This window comes from Pseudomonas sp. FDAARGOS_761, assembly GCF_013343155.1.
GTDB lineage: Bacteria > Pseudomonadota > Gammaproteobacteria > Pseudomonadales > Pseudomonadaceae > Pseudomonas > Pseudomonas aeruginosa.
In genome coordinates this window covers 761,619-782,248 of the sequence record NZ_CP054572.1, presented here as the reverse complement: position 1 = coordinate 782,248, position 20,630 = coordinate 761,619, and the positions used below count along the sequence as shown (strand labels likewise).

12 protein-coding genes are annotated in these 20,630 nt (G+C 69.0%); 4 read left to right on the top strand and 8 right to left on the bottom strand.

The genetic code is table 11. From position 1 onward, the window contains the following. The 5 genes from recD to FOC67_RS03680 all read right to left on the bottom strand — a co-directional run bounded on the left by recD (position 1) and on the right by FOC67_RS03680 (position 11,139). Positions 1-2,166: an exodeoxyribonuclease V subunit alpha gene (gene recD / locus FOC67_RS03700; RefSeq protein WP_009315982.1), complete on the bottom strand. Its 2,166-nt coding sequence runs from the start codon at positions 2,164-2,166 to the stop codon at positions 1-3. Further along, a complete protein-coding gene (gene recB, locus FOC67_RS03695) occupies positions 2,163-5,900 on the bottom strand; it encodes an exodeoxyribonuclease V subunit beta (protein ID WP_009315981.1) in 3,738 nt (1,245 codons plus the stop codon). The genes recD and recB overlap by 4 nt, the downstream gene beginning before the upstream one ends. Continuing rightward, positions 5,897-9,412, bottom strand: a complete 3,516-nt coding sequence (gene recC / locus FOC67_RS03690) for an exodeoxyribonuclease V subunit gamma (protein WP_174707706.1) — start codon at positions 9,410-9,412, stop codon at positions 5,897-5,899. Before recC ends, recB begins: the two co-directional genes overlap by 4 nt. Positions 9,413-9,452: 40 nt before the next feature. Then, entirely contained in the window at positions 9,453-10,136 is a 684-nt protein-coding gene (locus FOC67_RS03685; protein ID WP_003110110.1) for a biotin/lipoate A/B protein ligase family protein, read from the bottom strand. A gap of 112 nt (positions 10,137-10,248) precedes the next feature. Continuing rightward, positions 10,249-11,139, bottom strand: a complete 891-nt coding sequence (locus tag FOC67_RS03680; RefSeq protein WP_003093799.1) for a DMT family transporter — start codon at positions 11,137-11,139, stop codon at positions 10,249-10,251. 99 nt (positions 11,140-11,238) lie between these two features. On the opposite strand from FOC67_RS03680, the gene FOC67_RS03675 reads away from it, so the two are divergent. After that, entirely contained in the window at positions 11,239-12,042 is an 804-nt protein-coding gene (locus tag FOC67_RS03675) for a helix-turn-helix domain-containing protein (RefSeq protein ID WP_004364263.1), read from the top strand. A gap of 54 nt (positions 12,043-12,096) precedes the next feature. Beyond that, the gene (gene chrA / locus FOC67_RS03670) at positions 12,097-13,302 is read left to right on the top strand and encodes a chromate efflux transporter (protein WP_058150797.1); all 1,206 of its coding nucleotides are present in this window, start codon (positions 12,097-12,099) and stop codon (positions 13,300-13,302) included. On the opposite strand, the gene FOC67_RS03665 is transcribed toward chrA, so the two are convergent. After that, positions 13,299-14,915 (bottom strand): methyl-accepting chemotaxis protein, encoded by a 1,617-nt coding sequence (locus FOC67_RS03665; protein ID WP_009315977.1) that lies wholly within the window; start codon positions 14,913-14,915, stop codon positions 13,299-13,301. The genes chrA and FOC67_RS03665 overlap by 4 nt on opposite strands. A gap of 430 nt (positions 14,916-15,345) precedes the next feature. Here FOC67_RS03665 and FOC67_RS03660 point away from each other — a divergent pair, with 430 nt between their 5' ends. Next, complete coding sequence (locus FOC67_RS03660; RefSeq protein ID WP_009315976.1) at positions 15,346-15,597, top strand: hypothetical protein; 252 nt, start codon at positions 15,346-15,348, stop codon at positions 15,595-15,597. Between the two features lie 143 nt (positions 15,598-15,740). Then, a complete protein-coding gene (locus tag FOC67_RS03655) occupies positions 15,741-17,210 on the top strand; it encodes an inorganic phosphate transporter (protein WP_003093821.1) in 1,470 nt (489 codons plus the stop codon). 71 nt (positions 17,211-17,281) lie between these two features. On the opposite strand, the gene pprA is transcribed toward FOC67_RS03655, so the two are convergent. Both pprA and FOC67_RS03645 read right to left on the bottom strand, forming a co-directional pair. Continuing rightward, complete coding sequence (gene pprA / locus FOC67_RS03650) at positions 17,282-20,053, bottom strand: two-component system sensor histidine kinase PprA (RefSeq protein ID WP_009315975.1); 2,772 nt, start codon at positions 20,051-20,053, stop codon at positions 17,282-17,284. A 9-nt stretch (positions 20,054-20,062) separates the two neighbouring features. Then, complete coding sequence (locus FOC67_RS03645; protein ID WP_003120840.1) at positions 20,063-20,569, bottom strand: TadE/TadG family type IV pilus assembly protein; 507 nt, start codon at positions 20,567-20,569, stop codon at positions 20,063-20,065. Between the last annotated feature and the right edge of the window lie 61 nt (positions 20,570-20,630).

Below are 20,630 nucleotides of genomic sequence, written 5' to 3'. Positions count from 1 at the left end.
TCAGAACGGCAGCTCGGTCTGTTCACCCGGAGCATGCGGCGGCTGCTCTTCCCTTTCCGGCCGCAGATGCAGCATCAGCCCGCTGAGCCGGCGCACCTTGCGCCGCACTGCTTCCTCGAACACCCCGGGCAGGCTTTCCACCAGGCTGAACCAGTCGCGGGCGCGGGTGATACCGGTGTACACCAGCTCCTTGGTCAGCACCGGGTTCAGCGCGTCCGGCAGGACCAGCGCGGTATGGGCGAACTCCGAACCCTGCGACTTGTGCACGGTCATGGCGAACACGGTGTCCACCTCGACCAGGCGGCTCGGCAGGACGAAGCGCACGCCGCCGCTACCGTCGTTGCGCGGGAAGGCCACGCGCAGCGCGAAGCGCAGGCTGCCGTCGTCGTTGCGCTCGGGCAGGCGCAGGGCGATGCCGATATCGCCGTTCATCAGCCCCAGGCTGTAGTCGTTGCGCGTCACCAGTACCGGCCGCCCCTCGTACCAGCCGTGATCGGCCTCGATCAGGCCAAGGCGCAGCAGTTCCGCCGCCACCCGCTGGTTCAGTCCTTCCACGCCCCATGGGCCGCGGCGCAGCGCGCAGAGCAGGCGGAAGGCGTCGAAAGCCGTCAGTACCGACTGCGCCCAGCGCTCCCAGGCGCCCTCCTCCAGCGCCAGTCCGGCGGCCGGGCGGCCCTCGGCCAGGCGTTGCAGGTAGTGCCGGTAGCCGTACGGCGTGCCCGGCGCCTGCGGATGACCGTCGACGAACAGCCGGGCGAAGGCTGCATCGCGCTCCCCGCGCAGGCGCAGGTCGAAGAGGTCGGCGGGCGGACTGTCCAGCAGCGCGCGCGCGTCGCCGGCCTGTTGCCGGTTGACCAACCGCGCCAGGCGCCCGATCCCGCTGCTCGCGCCGAAGCGCCGGGAATGCCGCAGCATGACGGTCTGTTGCGCCAGCGGATGCGCCTGCGCCGAACCTTCGCGCAAGCCCTGCCAGGTTTCGCCGCTGACCCGCTGCAACCAGGCGCGGGTCTCGGCGCTGTACCAGCCCTCCTCGGCATCCCGGCAGAGATCGCCGAGCACCGCGCCGGCCTCTACCGAGGCCAACTGGTCCTTGTCGCCGAGCAGGATCAGGCGCGCCTGCGGCGGTAGCGCATCGAGCAGGCTGGCCATCATTTCCAGGTCGATCATCGAGGCCTCGTCCACCACCAGCACGTCCAGCGCCAAAGGGTTGTCCCGGTGGTGGCGGAAGTGCCGGGTATCCGGACGGCTGCCGAGCAGACGGTGCAGGGTAGTGACCTCGGCGGGGATCGCCTGCAACACGTCTTCCGCCAGCGGCAGGGCCCGGACCTGCTGGCCGATGGATTCGGAGAGACGCGCCGCGGCCTTGCCGGTGGGCGCCGCGAGGCGGATGCGCAGCGGCTGGCCGGCGGCTACCGCCGGTGCCTGGAGCAGACCGAGCAGGCGCACCACGGTGGTGGTCTTGCCGGTACCGGGACCGCCGGTGATCAGGCTGAAATAGCCGCGGGCCGCCAGGGCACAGGCCAGCTTCTGCCAGTCGGTGACGCGCTGGCCGTCTTCCGTCGGCGCCTGCGCGAACAGCGCGGCCAGGCGCGGCGCCAGGTCTGCGGCCAGGGGCGCCTGCCGACCCAGGCGCTCGCGCAGGGCCAGAGCGATCTCCAGCTCGTGCCGCCAGTAACGACGCAGGTAGAGACGCTGAGCGCAAAGCACCAGCGGCGAGGTCGCCGTCTCGCTCGGCTCGGGATCGCCTGGGCGCTCGTCGACCACCTCCACCAGCGATGACGCCGCCAGAGCCTCGCGCCAGGCGTCGAGGCGCACGCCACGCAGCAGTTGCGACGGCAGCAGCACATCGCGGCCTTCGTCGCCTTCCGGCGGCAGCGACAGTGCCGCGTCAGGCGCGCCGAGGGTCGCCTCCAGGTCCAGGCAGACGTGCCCGTGGCCCAGTTGGTGGCTGGTCAGCGCTGCCGCCAGCAGCACCCGGGGATCGGCCTGCGGCTGCAACTCGACGAGGAAGGCGACGAACGCCCGGTCCAGCGCCCGCAGCCAGCCACGCGCCACCCACAGGTCGAGCTGGCGCAGCAGGTCGTGGCGTGCCGCCAGCGGTTGCGCTACCTGGTCGTCGCGGCCATCGCGGACTTCGCCGGCCAGTTGCTTGAGGGTCGGATTCATCGCTCGGCTCCCGGCTGGCCGCTGAACAGCGCGTCCAGGCGTTCGATCAGTTCCCGCGGCGGGCGCTCGAAGTGCAGGCCCTGGGTCGCCGCGCGGGCGCCGCGGAGGAACAGGTACACGGCGCCGCCCATGTGGCGGTCGTAGTCGTAGTCGGGCAGGCGCGCCTTCAACTGCCGGTGCAGGGCCAGCAGGTACAACACGTACTGCAGGTCATAACGGTTCTCCAGCACCGCGGCGGTCATCGCTTCCGGGCTGTAGGCGCCATCGTCGGCGCCCAGCCAGTTGGACTTGTAGTCGGCCACGTAGAAACGCCCCTGGTGCTCGAAGACCAGGTCGACGAAGCCCTTGAACATGCCGTTCAGCAGGGTCGGCGCCAGCGTCGGACGCGCCGCGCCGCCAAGGGTATGGCGCCGGACCAGGGCGTCGATCGCCTCGGCCTGGACCTGGTGGGTGGCGAACCAGAACTCCATTTCCACCTGGTAGGCGACCAGCCCGGCCAGGCTGGTTTCGCCACCGGGCCAGCGCAGCGGTTCGGCGAGATACTGTTCCAGCCACAGATCGAGCGGTTCGGCCCAGTCCTTCCAGCCCCGCAGGTCGCAGCGTCGCGCGACCAGTTCGCGGCGCCGCTGGGCATCGGCGCGCGCCACATCGAAGCCTTCGCGGCCGGCCCATTCGAGCAGCCCGTGGAGGAAGGTGCCGGGAGCCGGTCCGCGCGGGAAGCGATGCAGGTCGTCGCGCATCTCGCTGGCGTGCGCGACCGGCGGCTGTTCGGCGGAACGGCCTTCTTCGTGGAAGGTGGCTTCCTCGGCGCTGATCGGCTCCTGCGATTCGTCGCTCTCCAACGCCTCGTCATCGTCCAGCCCGGCGGAGGCCTGCAATTGCAGGCCGGAATAGCTGGCGACCCACCACTTCTCGCGGCTGCTGCGGCGGGTTTCGCGGGCCTGCCCAAGGCCCTGGCCGCGCCCTGCGACATAGCGTTCGGCGTCCGCCTCGGGGGCCGGCTCGACGACGATCTCCCGGCACTCGCCGCGCAGCGCGGCGAGGCATTGGCCGAGGCCATCGCTACCGATGGTCGCGCCGCCGGCAAGCAGGTAGCCCAGAGCCCCCTTGTGCAACTCCGGCGACTTGCTGTTGCTCGCCACCAGCGGCGCGATGCCCAGCCACACCGAATGGCGAGCGCGGGTCAGGGCCACGTAGAGCAGGCGCATGTCTTCGCCGAGGCGCTCGTCGTTGGCCTGCTCGTAGGCCCGCGCAGCCTGCTCCTTGCGCCGCGCCAGCTCGATGACCCGCCCTGCAGCGCCATCCTCGTGGAAACTCGCCGGCGCGCCGCTGTTGCCGTCCAGCTCCCTCCAGCTGCAGATGAAGGGCAGCAGCACCAAGGGGTATTCCAGCCCCTTGGACTTGTGGATGGTCACCACCTTGATCAGGTCGGCGTCGCTTTCCAGGCGGAGGATCTCTTCGCTCCCCGGACTCTGCACCTGCTCGGCCAGATGACGGATCAGCGCGTGCTCGCCGTCCAGCTCCACCGCCGCGCGCTGCAGCCACTCGGCCAGGTGCAGCAGGTTGGTCAGGCTGCGCTCGCCATCGGCATGCCGCAGCAGGCGCGCCGGCAGTTCGAAGTCGGCGAGCAGGCGCCGCAGCATCGGCAATACGCCCTGGGCCTGCCAGGACCGGCGATAGTCGCGGAAGCGCAGGACCATCCGTTCCCAGAACAGTTCGTCCTGGTTCAATCGTTCCAGGGTCGCCCAGTCCAGGTGCAGGCTGCGGGTAGCCAGGGCGACCCGCAGCAGCGCATCGGCACCGGGGTCGGCGCAGGCGCGCAGCCAGTGCAGCAGGTCGGCGGCTTCCTGGCTGTCGAACACCGAGTCGCGGTCGGACAGGTAGACGCTGGCCAGACGCCGCGCCGCCAACGCGCTACGGATCGCCTCGGCCTCGGCGCGACCGCGGACGAGGATGGCGATATCCGCCGGGCGCAACGCACGCCAGCCGCCCTGCTCGTCGGCGAAGCCGGCGCGGCCCAGGTCGGCCAGGCTCAGCCAGCGGCGGATGGCGCTGGCGCTGCGCTCGGCCATTTCCTGGCGATACGCCGCGGAGCCGAGCACGCCGGCTTCGGCGTCAAGGTTCCAGAACGTCATCGCCGGCGCCTCGGCACCGTCGATCAACAAACGTTCGGCGCGCCCCTGGGCGTCCACCGCATGGAACGGCACCGGGTTTTCCAGCCCCTCGCGGGCGAAACGGAAGGCGCCGCGCGGATGCTCTTCGGCGAAGGCGAAGCAGCGGTTGGCGGCCGCCACCATGGCGGCGGTCGAGCGGAAGTTCTTGCCGAGGGTGTAATGCCGCCCGCGAGTGGCCTCGCGGGCGCGCAGGTAGGTATGGATGTCGGCACCGCGGAAGGCGTAGATCGCCTGCTTGGGGTCGCCGATCATGAACAGGCCGGTTTCCCGCGCCTGGGGCTCGTCGGGATCGGCGGCGATCCGGTAGATGCGCTCGAAGATCCGGTACTGCACCGGGTCGGTATCCTGGAACTCGTCGATCAGCGCCACCGGGAACTGCTCGCGGATCAATTGCGCCAGGCGCTCGCCACCAGGCCCCTGCAAGGCGCGGTCGAGGCGGCTGAGCAGGTCGTCGAAGCCGATCTCGGCACGCCGCTGCTTCTCGACCTCCAGTTCGCGCCCGACTTCGCCCAACGCGTGCAACAACAGGTGGGGAGCGAGATCGGGACGCTCTTCCTGATGCGCGGCCCAGGCGTCGATGGCCCTTAGCGCGGCATGCTCGGGCGCCACGCGCTTGGCGGTGAGCTTGATCCGGGTCTGGCCGAACTTGCCCAGGTTGGCCGGCTGCTCGCCGCCCTCGCTCCAGTCCGCCAACGCTTGCAGCCAGGCGTCGAAGGTCTCGTCGCTGTCCTTGCCGCGATAGCTGTTGCCGTTCAGGTAGGGACGCAGGTCGCGCAGCAGCGCTTCCAGTTCGACGCGCGCTGCGCGCCAGGCGGCGCGGGCCTGCGCGTCCAGTTGGTCGAGCTGGCGATACCAGTCGCCGCCCTGCTCCAGCAAGGCTGCCAGCGACTCGGGCGCACTCAGCGCCTGGTCGGCGTAGCGGAAGTCGGCGTCCTGCCGCGCCAGCAGCGGCTGCAAGGCCTTGCCCAGCGCCTCCGGCCCACTGTAGCAACTGGCCACGGCTTGCGCCGCCGGAGCCGTCAGGCCGTAGAAGTTGCGCCGCCAGTAGTCCCGCACCACTTCGGCGAGCAATTCGCTCTGGTCGGTTTCCAGGTTCTGGGTGAACAGGCTGCCGCTGTCGAAGGCGTGCTCGCGCAGCATCCGGTAGCACCAACTGTGGATGGTCGATACCGCGGCCTCGTCCATCCACTCCGCGGCCAGGCGCAGCAGACGCGCACAGCCCGGCCAGCGCTCGGTGGGATACTGCTGGCGCAACGCGACCAGCAGGCCGTCGTGGCGCTCCTGCGGCTCGGCGAAACAACGCGCCGCTTCGCCGAGGCGGCTGCGGATACGCTCGCGGAGCTCCTGGGTCGCCGCATCGGTGAAGGTCACCACGAGGATTTCCGGCGGGCTCAGCGGCCGGCCGAAAGCGTTCTCGCCGCCATGGTCGAGGACCAGGCGTACGTATAGCAGGGCGATGGTGAACGTCTTGCCGGTACCGGCGCTGGCCTCGATCAGGCGGCTGCCGTGCAACGGGAAGTCCAGCGGATCGAGGGCCACGGGCATCTGCTGCTGGCTCATGCCTGCTCCTCCGCGCCACGTCCCAGGGCAGCCAGCAGCGGCGCGTAGAGCTGCTCGGCCCAGTGCGCGAACTCACCGCTGGCGAGCAGCCGGTCGAAGTCCGGATAGACCCGAGCCAGCGCCGGCGAGGCGTCCACCTCGCCCCCCATGCCGAACCCTCCCTCGTAGCGCTTGCGCGCCTCGCGCATGGCTTTCTCGGGCTCTGCGGCGCCACCACTGACGAGCCAGGCGAAAGCGGTCCGGCAGGCCACCGGCAACGGCTGGCGCATGCCCTGGCGCCAGCCGTCGATCAACTGGTCGAGGTACTCGCCGGCGCGCTCGCTCGGCAACGGCGGAATCTCCAGGGTGCCGGTCTGGCTCACCAGCACGCTGCTCACCGGCTGGCCGAGACGTTGCAGGGCGAGGTGCTGCAACCAGTGGCGCACCAGGCTGTGCCACTTGAAGCCGCGCCCTTCATGGAGCTTGCCGCTGAGCAACTGCAGGCGCGCCAGGCGCCCGGAAGCGTCGCGACGCAAGCCGCCGAGCCAGTCCTCCAGCTCCAGCCCGGACGGATGGCGATGGCGCAACTCCTGCTGCTGCTCGACCGCCTCCGGCCAGCGCTCGATTTCCTGGCGGTAGCGCCAGAGCAGGTCGGGCAGCGGTTGCAGCAAATGGCGCGCGGAGAACTCGCCGAACGCCGCCAGCGGCAGGCGACCCTGTCGCCGCAGTCGCTCGACCTGGGCCTGCAACTGCACCGGCAGACCCTCGGCATCCCAGTCCCGCTCGACCCAGCGCTTCATGCGTTCGGTCAGCTCGAATTGCAGCTTCCAGTTGTCCAGCGCGTCCAGTTCGAAAGGCTCTTCGTCGTTGCCGGTCAATTGCTCGTCGTCGAAACGCACCTTGAGCCGCTGCTGGAAGAACGCATTCACCGGGTTGGCGAGGAACTCCGCCAGCGCTCGCAGCCCCAGCGCGCCCTCCAGCTCCAGCGGCGGCAGGGGCGCTTCAGCGTCGGGAACGGCAATGTCGTCCTCGCGATGGACCTCGCGCCACTCGCGGGCGTAGGTGAACAGGCCATCGACGCCCTGCTCCGGCGCATCGTGAAAATACCGGCGGCTGAACGGCTGCAGCGGATGCTCCTGGGTCAGGGCACGCAGCAGCGCCTCGCCGTCGCCGTCCGAGTCCAGGCGCCAGCCGGCCGCCAGGTGATCGCGCAACTGGCCGATCAGCACCGAGGGCGGCCGCTCGCCATTGTCGCGGATACTCCGCCCCACCCAGCTCACGTAGAGTTGCTCGCGCGCCGAGAGCAGCGCCTCGAGCAGCAGGTAGCGGTCGTCCTCGCGCCGCGAGCGGTCGCCGGGGCGGTAGTCGTTGCGCATCAGGTCGAAATCCAGCGGCGACTGCTGGCGGGGGTAGTCGCCATCGTTCATGCCAAGCAGGCAGACCAGCCGGAACGGGATCGCGCGCATCGGCATCAACGTGCAGAAACTCACCGCGCCAGCCAGGAAGCGCTGGTTCAGGCCGCCCTGGTCCAGGCCGCCGAGCCAGGCCTCGCGTATCACGCTGATCGGTAGCGGCTCGGCGAAGGCCGCACAAGCGCAGTGTTCCTGCCAGCGCTCGAGCAATTGCAGGAGCTGGGTGAGAAGCAGTTCGTCGCGCTCGTCGTGGGCTTCGAAGAACACCGTGAGCAGGGCCTGCAGGCGCTCGCCCCACTGCGCCGGGGTGGCCGGTTCGGCCAGCTCCGCGTAGGCTACCTCGAGGCGCTCCAGCAGCACAGCCAGCGGGCCTGCCAGGGCGGCGTCCAGGCCACCGACCTCATCGTAGGGCTGGATGCCTTGCAGGGCCGCGCCTTCGCCGACCGCGTAGCCGAGCAGCATGCGCCGCAGACCGAAGCGCCAACTGTTGCCCTCCAGTCCCGCTGGCAGGCCGAGACGCTCGCGCTGCGCGGCATCCAGCCCCCAGCGCACGCCGGCGCCTTCGATCCAGCGGTGCAGGGTCGCCAGGTCGGCCTCGTCGACGCCGAAACGCCGGCGCAATGCCGGGACGTCCAGCAGGTCGAGGATCTCGCTCACGGCGAAACGGCTGTCGGGCAGTTTCAGCAGGTGCTCCAGGGCGATCAGCAGCGGCTCGCGACCGCGCTGTCCCTGGTCGGCCAGGGTATAGGGAATGAAGCGCTGGTCGTCGCGCGGCACCTGGCCGAACACCGCCTCGATGTGCGGTGCGTAGGCGTTGATGTCGGGGACCATGACGATCACGTCGCGCGGCTTCAGTCTCGGATCGGCGTTGAAGCGGGCGAGCAACTGGTCGTGGAGGATCTCCACTTCGCGCTGCGCGCTGTGGGCCACATGGAAGCGGATCGAGGCGTCACTCCGCGGCGCCACCGGCGGCCAGTGCTCGCGGGTTTCCGCCAACGGGCGCAGTTCGAGGATATCGTCCTGCAACTGGCCGAGCAGCCCGTGCGGGGCCTCCTCGCTGAACAGGTCGATGCGCCCGCCGTTGACCTCGCCGAACAGGTTCCGATAGCTGTCCGGGTCGTCGTAGCTGTCGAGCAGGTTGATGTAGTCGCGGCCCTGCTTGCCCCAGGCCGCCAGCAACGGCTGGGCATGCTGGTGCTGGCGGTCCTCGTCGAGGTCGGCGGGGACGCCGGCGCGGCGCTGCTGGCGGCGGTACTCGTGGCGCAACAGGTCCTTGTCGGCGACGATGTCGGCCCAGTGGTGGCGACAGGGGTTGTGCACGCAGAGCAGCACCTGGCTGAACCTGGCCAGGGCGGCCAGCGCCTCGAGGGTCTGCGCCGGCATCGAGGAAATCCCGAACACCACCACTCGTCGCGGCAACGCGCGCGGCGCCGCGCTGGCGAAGCGCAGCGCCTCGATGAAGCGCCGGTGCACGCCGGAGCGGCTGCGGGCCAGGCTATCGGCACCGACGTCGGCGAGCAGCGCGCGCCACAATTCGGCCTGCCAGCGCTCGTCGGCACCGAGCGGGCGCGCCTGCCCGTTCGCCGTGCGCAACTGGTCGCGGCCCTGGCTCCAGTCGTCGAGCCAGTCGCCGCGATAGACCTGGTACTGGTCGAACAGGTCGGCCAGGCGCTCGGCCAGTTGATGACGCTTGCGCAGGTCGGCATCGTCGGCGAGGAAACGTTGCAGGGTGCGGAACTCTGGACGCTCCAGCAATCCGGGAAGCAGACGCATCAGGCGCCAGGTCAGCGGCGCCTTGTCCAGTTCGGAAACCTCGGGAATGCTTTCGCGGCCCAGCACCGCGCGATAGGCCTGCCAGAGGAACTGCGCCGGCAACTGCACCTCCAGCGCCGCGGCGATGCCGCCACCGCCGCCGCCGTCCTCGCGGGGATCTTCGGCCAATGCCAGCTTCAACCATTGGGCGATGCCGTTGCTGTGCACCAGGACCCGCTCGCTTTCCAGCGGCGCCAGCGGATAGCGGCGCATCCAGGAAACGGCGAGGTCGCGCAGGTCGTCCAGGCGATTGCCGTGGACGATCATGAATCCGGGCGTGAGGGCGGTGGTTCCCAAGGGTTCTGGCATCGGTACGGCTATTCCTGGCGCAAGGCTCTGGCGAAAGAGGTCAGGATCGGGCGGCGACGAAGCGTCGTTCCAGTTCGAGGCTGTCGGCCATGCGGAAATCGCTCCAGCGCTCGCTCAGGCCGAGATGGCTGTCCGCCTGGCAATCCGGGGCACTGGCGCAACGGCGGGTGAAGGTGTTGACCACCTCGACCATCTCCTCGCGCTCGGCGCCGACCAGCAGCGCCGCGTGCGCCAGCACCACCGGCCGGCCGGCGCCGTTGCGCCGCCAGCGTTGCGCGGTCCCGGCGAGCTTGCGCCCATCCAGGGTGACATTGTAGCGGCCGTCGCAGAAGGAACCGGCCACGGCGCCCACACCGGCGTCCAGGCCGCGCTCACGGAGCCAGTCGCAGATCGGCTGGCACAGCCGCAGGTAGGCGGTTTCGATACGGGTCTGCTCGTTGTCGCCGGGCCCCAGCGCATAGGACAGGGCGATGTTCAGCACGCCCGGCGATTGCGGCACCGGCTCGCCGCCGGTATCGCGCAGCAGCACCGGCCAGCCGCGTTCGGCGACCGCTGCGCTGGCCGGCGCGAACCCTTCCAGGCGCTCCATCCGGCGCGGCATGACCAGCGCCCGATCGCACGGCTGCCAGAGCAACAGGCCATGCTCGCGGGCACCGCCACACACCTCGTCGAGCAGGGCGCGCTCGGCGTCCAGCCCATCCTGCACGGAAAACACTTCGACCACGATTCTTCCTCTTCCAGGCTGGCACGGCTCGGCTCCCGCGCGGGGAGCGCTGCTTATGATAGCCAGTGGCGGCGCCTCCGTGCGCCGTAATCGCGAGGAAGTTGCCGGGAAATCAGCAGGTTGCCGAGCGCAGGCGGGCCGGGCGGCGCTGCCAGAACTCGGCCAGCAGGACCCCGGCCAGGGTCAGCGCGCCGCCGACCAGGTGATGGACGGTCAGGCGCTCGCCGAGCACCAGGGTGGCGATGCAGGCGGTGATGATCGGCAGCAGGTTGAAGAACAGCGCCATCCGGCTCGGCCCGAGACGGGCGACACCGTGCATCCAGGCCAGCGCGGCGACGATCGAGGCGAACAGCGCGGCGTACAGCACCAGCGGCAGGTTGGCGGCGTTCAGGCCGGTGCGCGGCGACAGCAGGTACAGCGGCAGCAGGGCGAGGATCGCCACCAGCACCTGCAGGTAGAGCAGTTGCATGGCCGGCAGCTTCAGGCTCCATTTCTTCAGCAGCACGCTGTACACCGCATAGGCCAGGGTGGCGACGATCATCATCGCGTCGCCGAGGTTCACTCCATGCTCCAGCAAAGCGCCGAGATGGCCCTGGGAGATCACCAGCACCACGCCGGCCAGCGACACCAGCGCGCCGAGCAGCGCCCCGGCGTTCAGCCGGTGGGCCAGGATGCTGCTGGCCAGGCCCAGCGACATCAGGGGCATCAGCGACAGGATGATGCCCATGTTGGTGGCGCTGGTCAGCGCCGCCGCGTAGTAGGCCAGGCTCTGGTAGACGGCCATGCCGAGCAGGCCGAGGACCACGAACTTGCCGAGGTTGGCGAGGATGTAGCGGCGGTTGCGCAGCACCGGGCCGAGCATGAAGGGCGTCAGCGCCAGGCCGACCAGCAGCCAGCGGAAGAAACCGATCTCGGCGGGCTGGATGATCCCCACGGCGAGCTTGTTGACGACGGTGTTGCCGGCCCAGATGAACACGGCCAGCAGGGGAAACAGGTATTGCATGAGGGTTCCGCACTATGAAAAAGGAATATGCGGCCATTCTGAGCCAGTCCGAATACAGACGTATAATGAATTCCAGACAAACCACCCGTAGGTTCGGACATGTCGACCACCACCCTGCTGCGCCTTCCCGATCTCCAGGGGCAGTCTTTCGACGTCTATTTCCGCTATGACGAGTTCGGCGCCGACACCCATTCGCCGCCGCACACCCACGCCTGGGGCCAGCTCAACTATGCAGCCCATGGCGTGATGCAGCTGGAGATCGACGGCCAGCGCTTCCTCTCGCCTCCGCAATACGCGGTATGGATACCACCGGAGCGGGTGCACAGCTGCTACAACAGCCAGGCCATCGTCTACCGCTCGCTGTACCTCTCCACCGAGCTGTCACGACGCCTGCCGGCGACACCCTGCACCCTGGCGATCAGCGCGATCCTCAAGGCGATCCTCTCGGACTTCGCCGAGCGCGGGGTCAACCTGCCGACCTCGGCGCAGGACCTGCGCCTGGCCCGGGTCGTCATGGACCAGCTGGAATGCGCCCAGCCCCACGACGACTACCTGCCCTACGGCCGTACCCCGGCGCTGCGCGAGGTGCTCGACGCACTGCAGGCCGAGCCGGGCGACAACCGCTCGCTGGCGCAATGGGCGCAGCAGGTGCACAGCACCGAGCGAACCCTGGCCCGACACTGCCAGCGCGAACTGGGCATGACCTTCGGCGAATGGCGCCAACGCCTGCGCTTCCTCGCGGCCATCGAGGCGCTGGAAGCCGGCAGGGGGATCCAGCAGATCGCCTTCGACCTCGGCTACAGCAGCCCCTCGGCGTTCATCTCGATGTTCCGCCGGCTAGCCGGCACCACGCCGGAACAATACCGCCTGGCCAGCCGCGCCCAGGACATGCCGATGCTGTAACCCGCCGTGCATGCGTTGCGGCTATGCTCGCAGCAGCCGCCATCCGGAGTTCGCATGCCAACCGCCAGCCGCCATCCCGACACTGCCCTCGCGGTGTTCCTCGCCTTTCTCAAGCTGGGCTGCAGCGCCTTCGGCGGGCCCATCGCCCACCTCGGCTATTTCCGCGACGAGTTCGTCCGCCGCCGCGGCTGGCTGAGCGAAAGCAGCTACGCCGACCTGGTCGCCCTCTGCCAGTTCCTCCCCGGCCCCGCCAGCAGCCAGGTCGGCATGGCCCTCGGCCTGGCCCGCGCCGGCTACCCCGGCGCCCTCGCCGCCTGGCTCGGTTTCACCCTGCCCTCGGCGCTGCTGCTGGTACTCTTCGCTCTCGGTCTGGGACGCTGGGGCACGCTGTTGCCCGAGGGCGTGCTGCATGGCCTGAAGATCGCGGCGGTGGCGGTGGTGGCCCAGGCGGTCTGGGGTATGGGCCGCAGCCTGTGTCCGGATCGCCCGCGCCTGGCGCTGATGGCGCTGTCCTGCGCGAGCGTGCTGGCCTGGCCCACGGCCTGGGCCCAGGTCGCGGTGATCGCTGGCGCCGGCCTGGCCGGCCTCGCCCTGTTGAAAACGGAAGCCGGGGAAGGCCACGAGCGGCTGCCGATCGCCATTGGCTACCGCGGCGCGCTGCTGCTCCTCACCCTGTTCGCCGTGCTGCTGGTCTGCCTGCCGCTGGCCGCACGCCTCTGGCCGGAACACTGGCTGCGCCTGCTCGATGCGTTCTACCGGGCCGGCTCGCTGGTGTTCGGCGGCGGCCATGTGGTGCTGCCGCTGCTACAGGCGGAAGTGGTGCCCAACGGCTGGGTCGACGGCGATACCTTCCTCGCCGGCTACGCGGCCGCCCAGGCGGTACCGGGCCCGCTCTTCACCTTCGCCGCGTTCCTCGGCGCAGCCTCGGGCCCGGCGCCGAACGGCTGGAGCGGCGCGCTGCTGTGCCTGCTGGCGATCTTCCTGCCGTCGTTCCTGCTGGTCGCCGGTGCCTTGCCATTCTGGGAACGCCTGCGCCACGAACGCCGGGTACGGGCAACGCTGGCCGGGGTCAACGCGGCGGTGGTCGGCCTGCTGCTGGCGGCGCTGTACCAGCCGCTCTGGACCGAAGGCATCCTGCGCCCGGCCGACTTCGCCCTGCTGCTCTTCGCCCTGCTGGCCCTGCTCGCCTGGAAGACGCCGCCCTGGCAAGTGGTGCTCGCCTGCGCCGTGGCCGGCGGCCTGATCGCCGCAGCCGGCTAGCCGTTCAAGGCCAGGCTCAGCCCCTGCGCCGCCGGCGCGGCCGCCTTGCCCGGCTCCGCGCCCTCCGGCCGATAGCCGAGGCGCAGGCCGCCCCAGTGCTTGCCGTGGATGAAGATCGGCACCGAAAGATCGTGCATCAGCTCGCCGGTGTCACGGGTGTAGGTCTGTAGCAACAGCGGCTGCTGGTGGCTGCCGCAGCGAATCCCGGTGCGGTCGTTGAACAGGCGCTTGCTGCGGCTGCGCAACGCGTCCGTCTGCGGGTCGCCGCTGGGCGGATGGGCGAAGGCGCGATTGTGGGTGGGCACGTAGCCTTCGGGGGTACAGGCGATGGCGAACACCAGGTTGCGGTTGCGCTCCAGCAACTGCTCCTGGATGCCCGGCAGGACCTGGTCGGTGTAGCTGTCGAAGCGGGTCCGGTACTTGGTCGGCTGGGTATTGGGCAACGGCTGGTAGCTGCGGTCGAACAGGTCGTCGAGGTCGATGCGCCCGCTGCGCACGTCCTCCTCGAAGCGAGCGGCGATAGCCGCCGCGCCCTCCCGGGCGAGGTCGTAGACCGACTGGTGGTAGGCGTCCAGGCTGACCTCGGCGAGGCGCTCGCTGATCACCTCGGCCTGGTTCTCCAACTGGCTGGCGGCTTCGCCGAGGCGCAGGGTCTGTTCCTCGCTGGCACTGAGGTCGCCGCGCACTTGCTCGACCGCGGCGAACAGGCTGGCGAGTTGGCTGCGGTTGATCTCGGCGCCCTGGGCGATCTCGGTAATCTGGCTCTCCACCCCGGCCGCCAGTTCGGCAATGCCTTCCAGTTGCCGACCGGTCAGCTCGACCTGGCCGACCCCTTCGCCCAACTCTTCGGAAAGCTGGCGGATCTGCTCGACCACCTCGCTGGTCTGGCTCTGGATCTCGGCGACCATCTGGCCGACTTCCTCGGTGGCCTCGGCGGTACGTCCGGCCAGGCCGCGTACCTCTTCGGCGACCACCGCGAAGCCGCGCCCATGCTCGCCGGCGCGGGCCGCCTCGATGGCCGCGTTGAGGGCCAGCAGGTTGGTCTGGCTGGCGATGCCCTGGATCACCAGGGTGACCCGCTGGATGTCCTCGCTGCGCTGGTTCAGCGCCTCGATCGCCTCGCGGCTGGCGCCCATCCGCTCGCTGAGCCGATGCATGCGCTCGATGGTCGAGGCCAGCAGCACCTGGCCCTCGTCGCTGCCGGCGCGCGCCCGGGTAGCGGCGTCCATGGCCTGGCGCGCCAGATTGGAGGTGGCGCGCTCGGTGTGGATCATCACTTCGGCGCTGCCGACGATCTGTTCGGCGGCGTCGAGCTGGGATTGCAGCTTCTCCGCCAGGCGCTTCACCGAGAACGCCACGCCGGCGGCCGACAGGGCGTTCTGGCTGGTGTTATGGGACAGGTCGCGAGCCAGCCGGGCGATGTCGGGCTCGCCGACGGTCGCCACCGCCGTGCGGTTGCCGGGAAGCAGCCAGGGCAACCAGAGCAGCGCCACGCCGAGCGGCAGGGCCAGGTACAGCGGCAGCCAGCCATGCCGGGCGCCGACCAGCAGGAGAACCAGGGCCAGGCTCTGCAACAGGCAGACGAAGAGGATACGGGAACGAGCGGGCTGCATGAGTAAATCTCCGGCCTCCGGGGCGTTGCGTCATGACCCTGGGGTCGGACGGGCGGCGGGGCTTCTTTATTTGACTTGTAGTCCGGTTTGTAGCCCGCCCCCGGAAGCGCCGCCATCGTTCCTTAGTGGTATGGCCAATGGCTGGCATTCGACTAGCGCAGGCCGCGACGAAAGGCGGAGAACGCCCCATCCGCGTCGGCCAGGCCTTGATCCATGGGGGCTTCACCGCATTTCCAGGGGACGCTCGAAGAACTTCCGTCCTGCCGTCCGTCGGCCGACACCGTATGACAAGCCCGGAGCCCACGTTATAATTCCGCGCCCATTTACAGCCGGTAGCGGTCGACTAGACTCCCAACCGGCGCTGGCCGGACCCCGCTTCCGCCCAGCCTGGTCGCTATCGGGCCCGCTCTTTTTGGACTCAGGACCACCCGTGACGAAAGACGAATTGCGTGCCGCGCTGGCGCGCGAGGAACAGCGTTACAAGGACGTGTACGGCGGCGAAGTGACGCTTTATGCCGCCCAGCCGGAACCCGACCGCAAGCCCTGGCGCAAGCGCCCAACCGTTCAGGATCAGGCGTTCGACAGAGAACTGCAGAAGATCGAAGAAGAGCGTCTCAAGGCCGGGCAGGAAGCAGCGAACCCCATTCCATTTACCTCCAACCGACAGGAGAGCGACGGATAACGAAGCGTTTCAATCTGTTTCGTTTTTCCCGCAAAGCCCGATGCGACGGGGCGTTGCCCGCGACAATGGCAACCTTCCGGAGTTCCAGACGGATAAAAACGCATCTGGCATAATCGCCGCCCCGTCTCTGACCGGTTTCTCACATGTTCGATCTTTTCAGCGGGCTCGATGCCTGGGTGGGTATCAGCCTGGTGCTGGCCCTGGCCTTCGTCCTCACCTTCGAGTTCATCAACGGCTTCCACGACACTGCCAACGCGGTGGCCACCGTCATCTACACCAAAGCGATGTCCCCCTACCGGGCGGTGATGCTCTCCGGTGTGTTCAACTTCCTCGGCGTGCTGCTCGGCGGTGTCGGCGTGGCCTACGCCATCGTTCACCTGCTGCCGGTGGAGCTGCTGATCAACGTGAACACCGGCCATGGCCTGGCGATGGTCTTCTCCCTGCTCGCCGCCGCCATCGCCTGGAACCTCGGCACCTGGTACTTCGGCATCCCGGCCTCCAGCTCGCACACCCTGATCGGCTCGATCCTCGGCGTCGGCCTGGCCAATGCGCTGATCACCGACGTGCCGCTGGCCGAAGGGATCAACTGGCAGAAGGCGATCGACATCGGCCTGTCGCTGATCTTCTCGCCGCTGGCCGGCTTCATGGTCGCCGCGCTGGTCCTGCTCGGACTGAAGTGGTGGCGTCCGCTGTCGAAGATGCACAAGACCCCGGAAACCCGTCGCGAACTCGACGAGAAGAAGCACCCGCCGTTCTGGAACCGCCTGGTGCTGGTGCTTTCCGCCATGGCGGTGAGCTTCGTCCATGGCTCCAACGACGGCCAGAAGGGTATCGGCCTGATCATGCTGGTACTGATCGGCATCGTCCCGGCCAAGTTCGTCCTCGACCTGAACAGCACCACCTACCAGATCGAGCGCACCCGCGACGCCGCCCTGCACCTCAGTCAGTTCTACCAGCGCCACACCGATACCCTCGGCGACATGCTGGCCCTGGGCAAGAGCAATGGCAGCGAGATGCCGCAGTTCTACCGCTGCGATCCGAAACAGACCGAGCCGACCATCAACGCGCTGCTTCGCGACCTGCGCGGCGTGCCCAGCTACAACGACCTGGACGCCGACGAGCGCGTGCAGGTGCGTCGCTACCTGCTGTGCCTGGACGACACCGCGAAGAAGGTCGGCAAGCTGTCCGACCTGCCGGCGCGGGAGAAGGCCGACCTGGAGAAGCTACGCAAGGACCTGACCGCGACCACCGAATACGCGCCGTTCTGGGTCATCATCGCGGTGGCCCTGGCTCTCGGCATCGGCACCATGGTCGGCTGGAAGCGCGTGGTGCTCACCGTCGGCGAGAAGATCGGCAAGCAGGGCATGACCTACGCCCAGGGCATGAGCGCGCAGATCACCGCCGCCGCCGCCATCGGCATGGCCAACATCTACAGCCTGCCGGTGTCCACCACCCACGTGCTGTCCTCCGGCGTGGCCGGGACCATGGTGGCGAACAAGAGCGGCCTGCACGGCGGCACCGTGCGCAACATCCTGATGGCCTGGGTGCTCACCCTGCCGACTTCGATGGCGCTGTCCGCCGGCTTGTTCTGGCTGGCCTCGCAATTCATCTGAGCCGCCTCGCCGGTTGAAAAAACGCCTGCTTGTCCGCAGGCGTTTTTTTTCCTGCCGCGCTCCCGCCGACGTCATCCGTCCGCCTCGGCGGGCAGCGCCGCCAGCGGCAAGCGAACCACGAACAACGCACCCTCCCCCTGGTTGGCCGCCGTCAGGCTACCGCCCATGTTGCGCACCAGATCGTGGCTGACCGAGAGACCCAGGCCGGTACCCTTGCCCTCCGCCTTGGTGGTGAAGAAGGGTTCGAATATCCGCTCCAGCAGGAGCGGTTCGATCCCACCGCCGTTGTCGTGCACGTGCAATTCGACCCAGCCCGGTTCGCGGCAAGCCACCTGCTCCAGGCGAACGCGCCGGCTGGCCAAGCCGGGATTGCCGAGCAGGGCATCGCGGGCGTTGGCGAGCAGGTTGATGATCACCTGCTCCAACTGGTCCGCCTGCCCTCGCACCACCATCCGCTGCGTCGGCGCCGGGCACTCCACCTCGATGGCGTGCTGACGCAGCCCCTCGCCGAGCAGGCCCAGGGCGCCTTCGAAGGCGGTATAGGGGTCGAACGGCAGCGCCTCCAGCGCCGACTTGCGGCTGAACACGCCGAGGTGGCTGACCAGGCGGTCGACGCGCAGGACCTGGGCATCCATGCGCTCGAGTTTCTCGCCCAGGTAGTCGCCGTCGAGGCCGACGCTGTTCATCCGCTGGCGCATGTTGAACAGGGTCATGCGCAGCACGTGCAGCGGCTGCTTCACCTCGTGGGCGAGGCCGCTGACCATCTCCCCCAGGCTGGCCATCTTGGCGCCTTGCGCCAGTTGCTGCTGGGCCCGACGCACCGGTGTGTTGTCGCGTCCCACCGCCTGTACCTCGCACAATTCGCCACGGGCGTCGAACAACGGTCGCTCGGCCCACACCAGCCAGAGAAAACGTTGCCCCGGCAGGTTGAAGCGCAGCTCCGGCACCTCGCTGGCGCCCTCCCGCGGCGAGCCCAGCAGACGCGCGCGCAAGGCGCTGGCGTCTTCCGCCGCCAGCCACTCGTCGAGTCGGCGACCGACCAGGCGCTCCGGGCTGGTCGCGAGGCTATCGGCGAAGGTCCGGTTCACGTAGGTCAGCACCAGGTCGGCGGTATAGCGACAGATCAGCGCCGGCGAATCCTCCACCAGGACCCGGTAGCGTTCCTCGCTCTCGGCGATACGCTGTGCCGCCAGGTGCTGTTCGGTCACGTCCAGCCACAGGCCCACCGCCTCGCTGGGCATGCCCTGGGCATCGCGCAGCAGCTTGGCTTCGTCGTAGAGCCAGTGCCAGTTGCCCTGGCCATCGGCGAGGCGATAGCGGGTCTTCACCCGGCCCTCGCGAAGCAACTCGCGGCCACGGGCGAAAAAGGCCTCCAGATCATCCGGATGCACCCGTTCGGCGAGCGCCTGCCAACTCTGTCCCTGCAAGTCGAGGCCGAGCAGGTTGCTCGCGCTTTCGCTGTAGAACTCCGGCACCAGGTGTCCCTGCTCGACCCGCTGGACGTAGATCACCACCGGCGCGCTGTCGATCAGGCTGCGCAGCCGCGCGTGGGCCGCCTGTACCCGTTCCTCCTGGCGCCGGCCTTCGCTGATGTCGAGCAGCACGCCGGACAGCCCCAGCGCGCTGCCGCGCCCCAGCGGTCGGCCCTCGATGCGCAGCCAGCGGCGCTCGCCGCGGCTATTCGGCTGACGCAGGCAAAGGTCCTGGGCCAGCGCCTGGCCGCTGCGCAGGCAGGCGCGCAGGCGCAGGCCGAGTTCGTCGGCGTCCGCCGGTTGCAGCAGACCCTGCAGGTGTTCCAGCGGCACCCGACGATACTCGCCGGTCAACCCCAGGCTGTCGTGCAAGGCCGGCGCCAGTTCGAAGAGTTCCTGCTCCGCCCAGTAACGCCACCAGCCGCCGCCGATCATCTCCTGCAACAGCCCCAGCTTGCGCGAACTGTCGTGCTGCTCGTGGAGTTCGCAGCGGTCCGCCACCTGGTTCGCCAGCAGTTCCGCGAGGTATTGCCAGTCCTGCGGCGCGGGCCCCTGGGCGAGCTGCTCCAGCGACAACGGCCGCACCAGCAATGCCCCCAGGCGGCCACCGCGCATCGCTGCCGGCACCAGGTAGAGCGCGTCCTCGCCGATCTGCCGGAGCAGCGTCGAGGCGCCTTCGCCACGGCGTAGCAAGCGCGCGCCCGCCCCTTCGCGCAGGTCGTCGTCGGCGAGTTGCAGGGTCGGTCGCAGCAAACTGTCGCTGCCAGGCCGCACATGACTGGCGAAGACCGTGCAGAAACCCTTGCCGTCGCCCAGCAGCAGGGCGATAGCCTGCATCTGGAACGCGCCGGAGAGCGATTCGAGAATCTCCTGGACCGCCTCCGCCAGGTGCCCGTGGGAGACATGGCGCAGACGCGAAAGGATCAGCTTGCCCAGGCTCAGGCTCTGCAACTGGTGCTGCTGGCTGTCGGACTGCCAGTTGAGGTCGGAGATGTCCATGCCCAGCAGCAGCGAGCGTCCCAGGCCGTCGAGCGGCTGCATCGGCTGGAAACGACAGGTCAATGGCGCGGCGGCATCGCTGCGCAGCGTCAGGTCGAGACGCTCGCCCCGGCGCAGGCCGGCCAGCGTCGGCGCACCGGGGGCGCGCCGCTCCAGATACTCGGCGAAAGGCCGCGGCTGTTCGCCAAGCCCATGGGCGCACTGCAGACGATACGCCTGCCGCCCGCCGACCCGGATCACGCGGTCCTGTTCGTCCATCTCGAAACACAGGTCCCAACTCCTCAGCGAAGCGCTCCAGAGGGCGGGGCCTTCCTGCGAAAAGGGTTCCGGCCTCTCGGCCTCGGCGGACGACGAGCGGGAAAATTCGAACATGCGACCACCTCACAGCAACAGGTTGGCACTCGCCTTCAGCGTCTGCGGCAGGTTGGGAATCGCGCCGATGCCGGGGAAGCTCAGCACGGGGATGATCGCCTTGCCCGGATCGCCGTACGGGTACTGCACGCAGACCTCGATCCGCGACGTGGCGCTGACGTAGTCGGCGTACTGGCCGTTACCGGCACAAGGCTGGAGGTTCGCTCGCCAGGCCGCCGGCATCCAGTCCAGGCGTGCGAGCAACTCGTCCCTGGCACGGGCTTCGGCGAGGCTCTCGTAGCCCGCATCGGAGGGATCGACAGCGATCGCCGCACGAGCCCCCACGGCAGCGGCATCGTTGAACGACTGCAACATGAGCAAAGGAATGCTGTAGCTGATCAGGCCGTAGACCAGCGCGAAAAACAGCAGGAAGATCGCTGTGAATTCGATGGCGACGGCGCCGTGCTGGCGTCGCCGGGAAGCTTTTCCGAGCATGAGCTGACATCCCCGATCCGCATCCTTAATACTAGTCGTCATTCGCTCCGCCAACGTTACTGAAAAGGTATTAATCCAGATGTCGAAAAAAGGCTGAAGAACA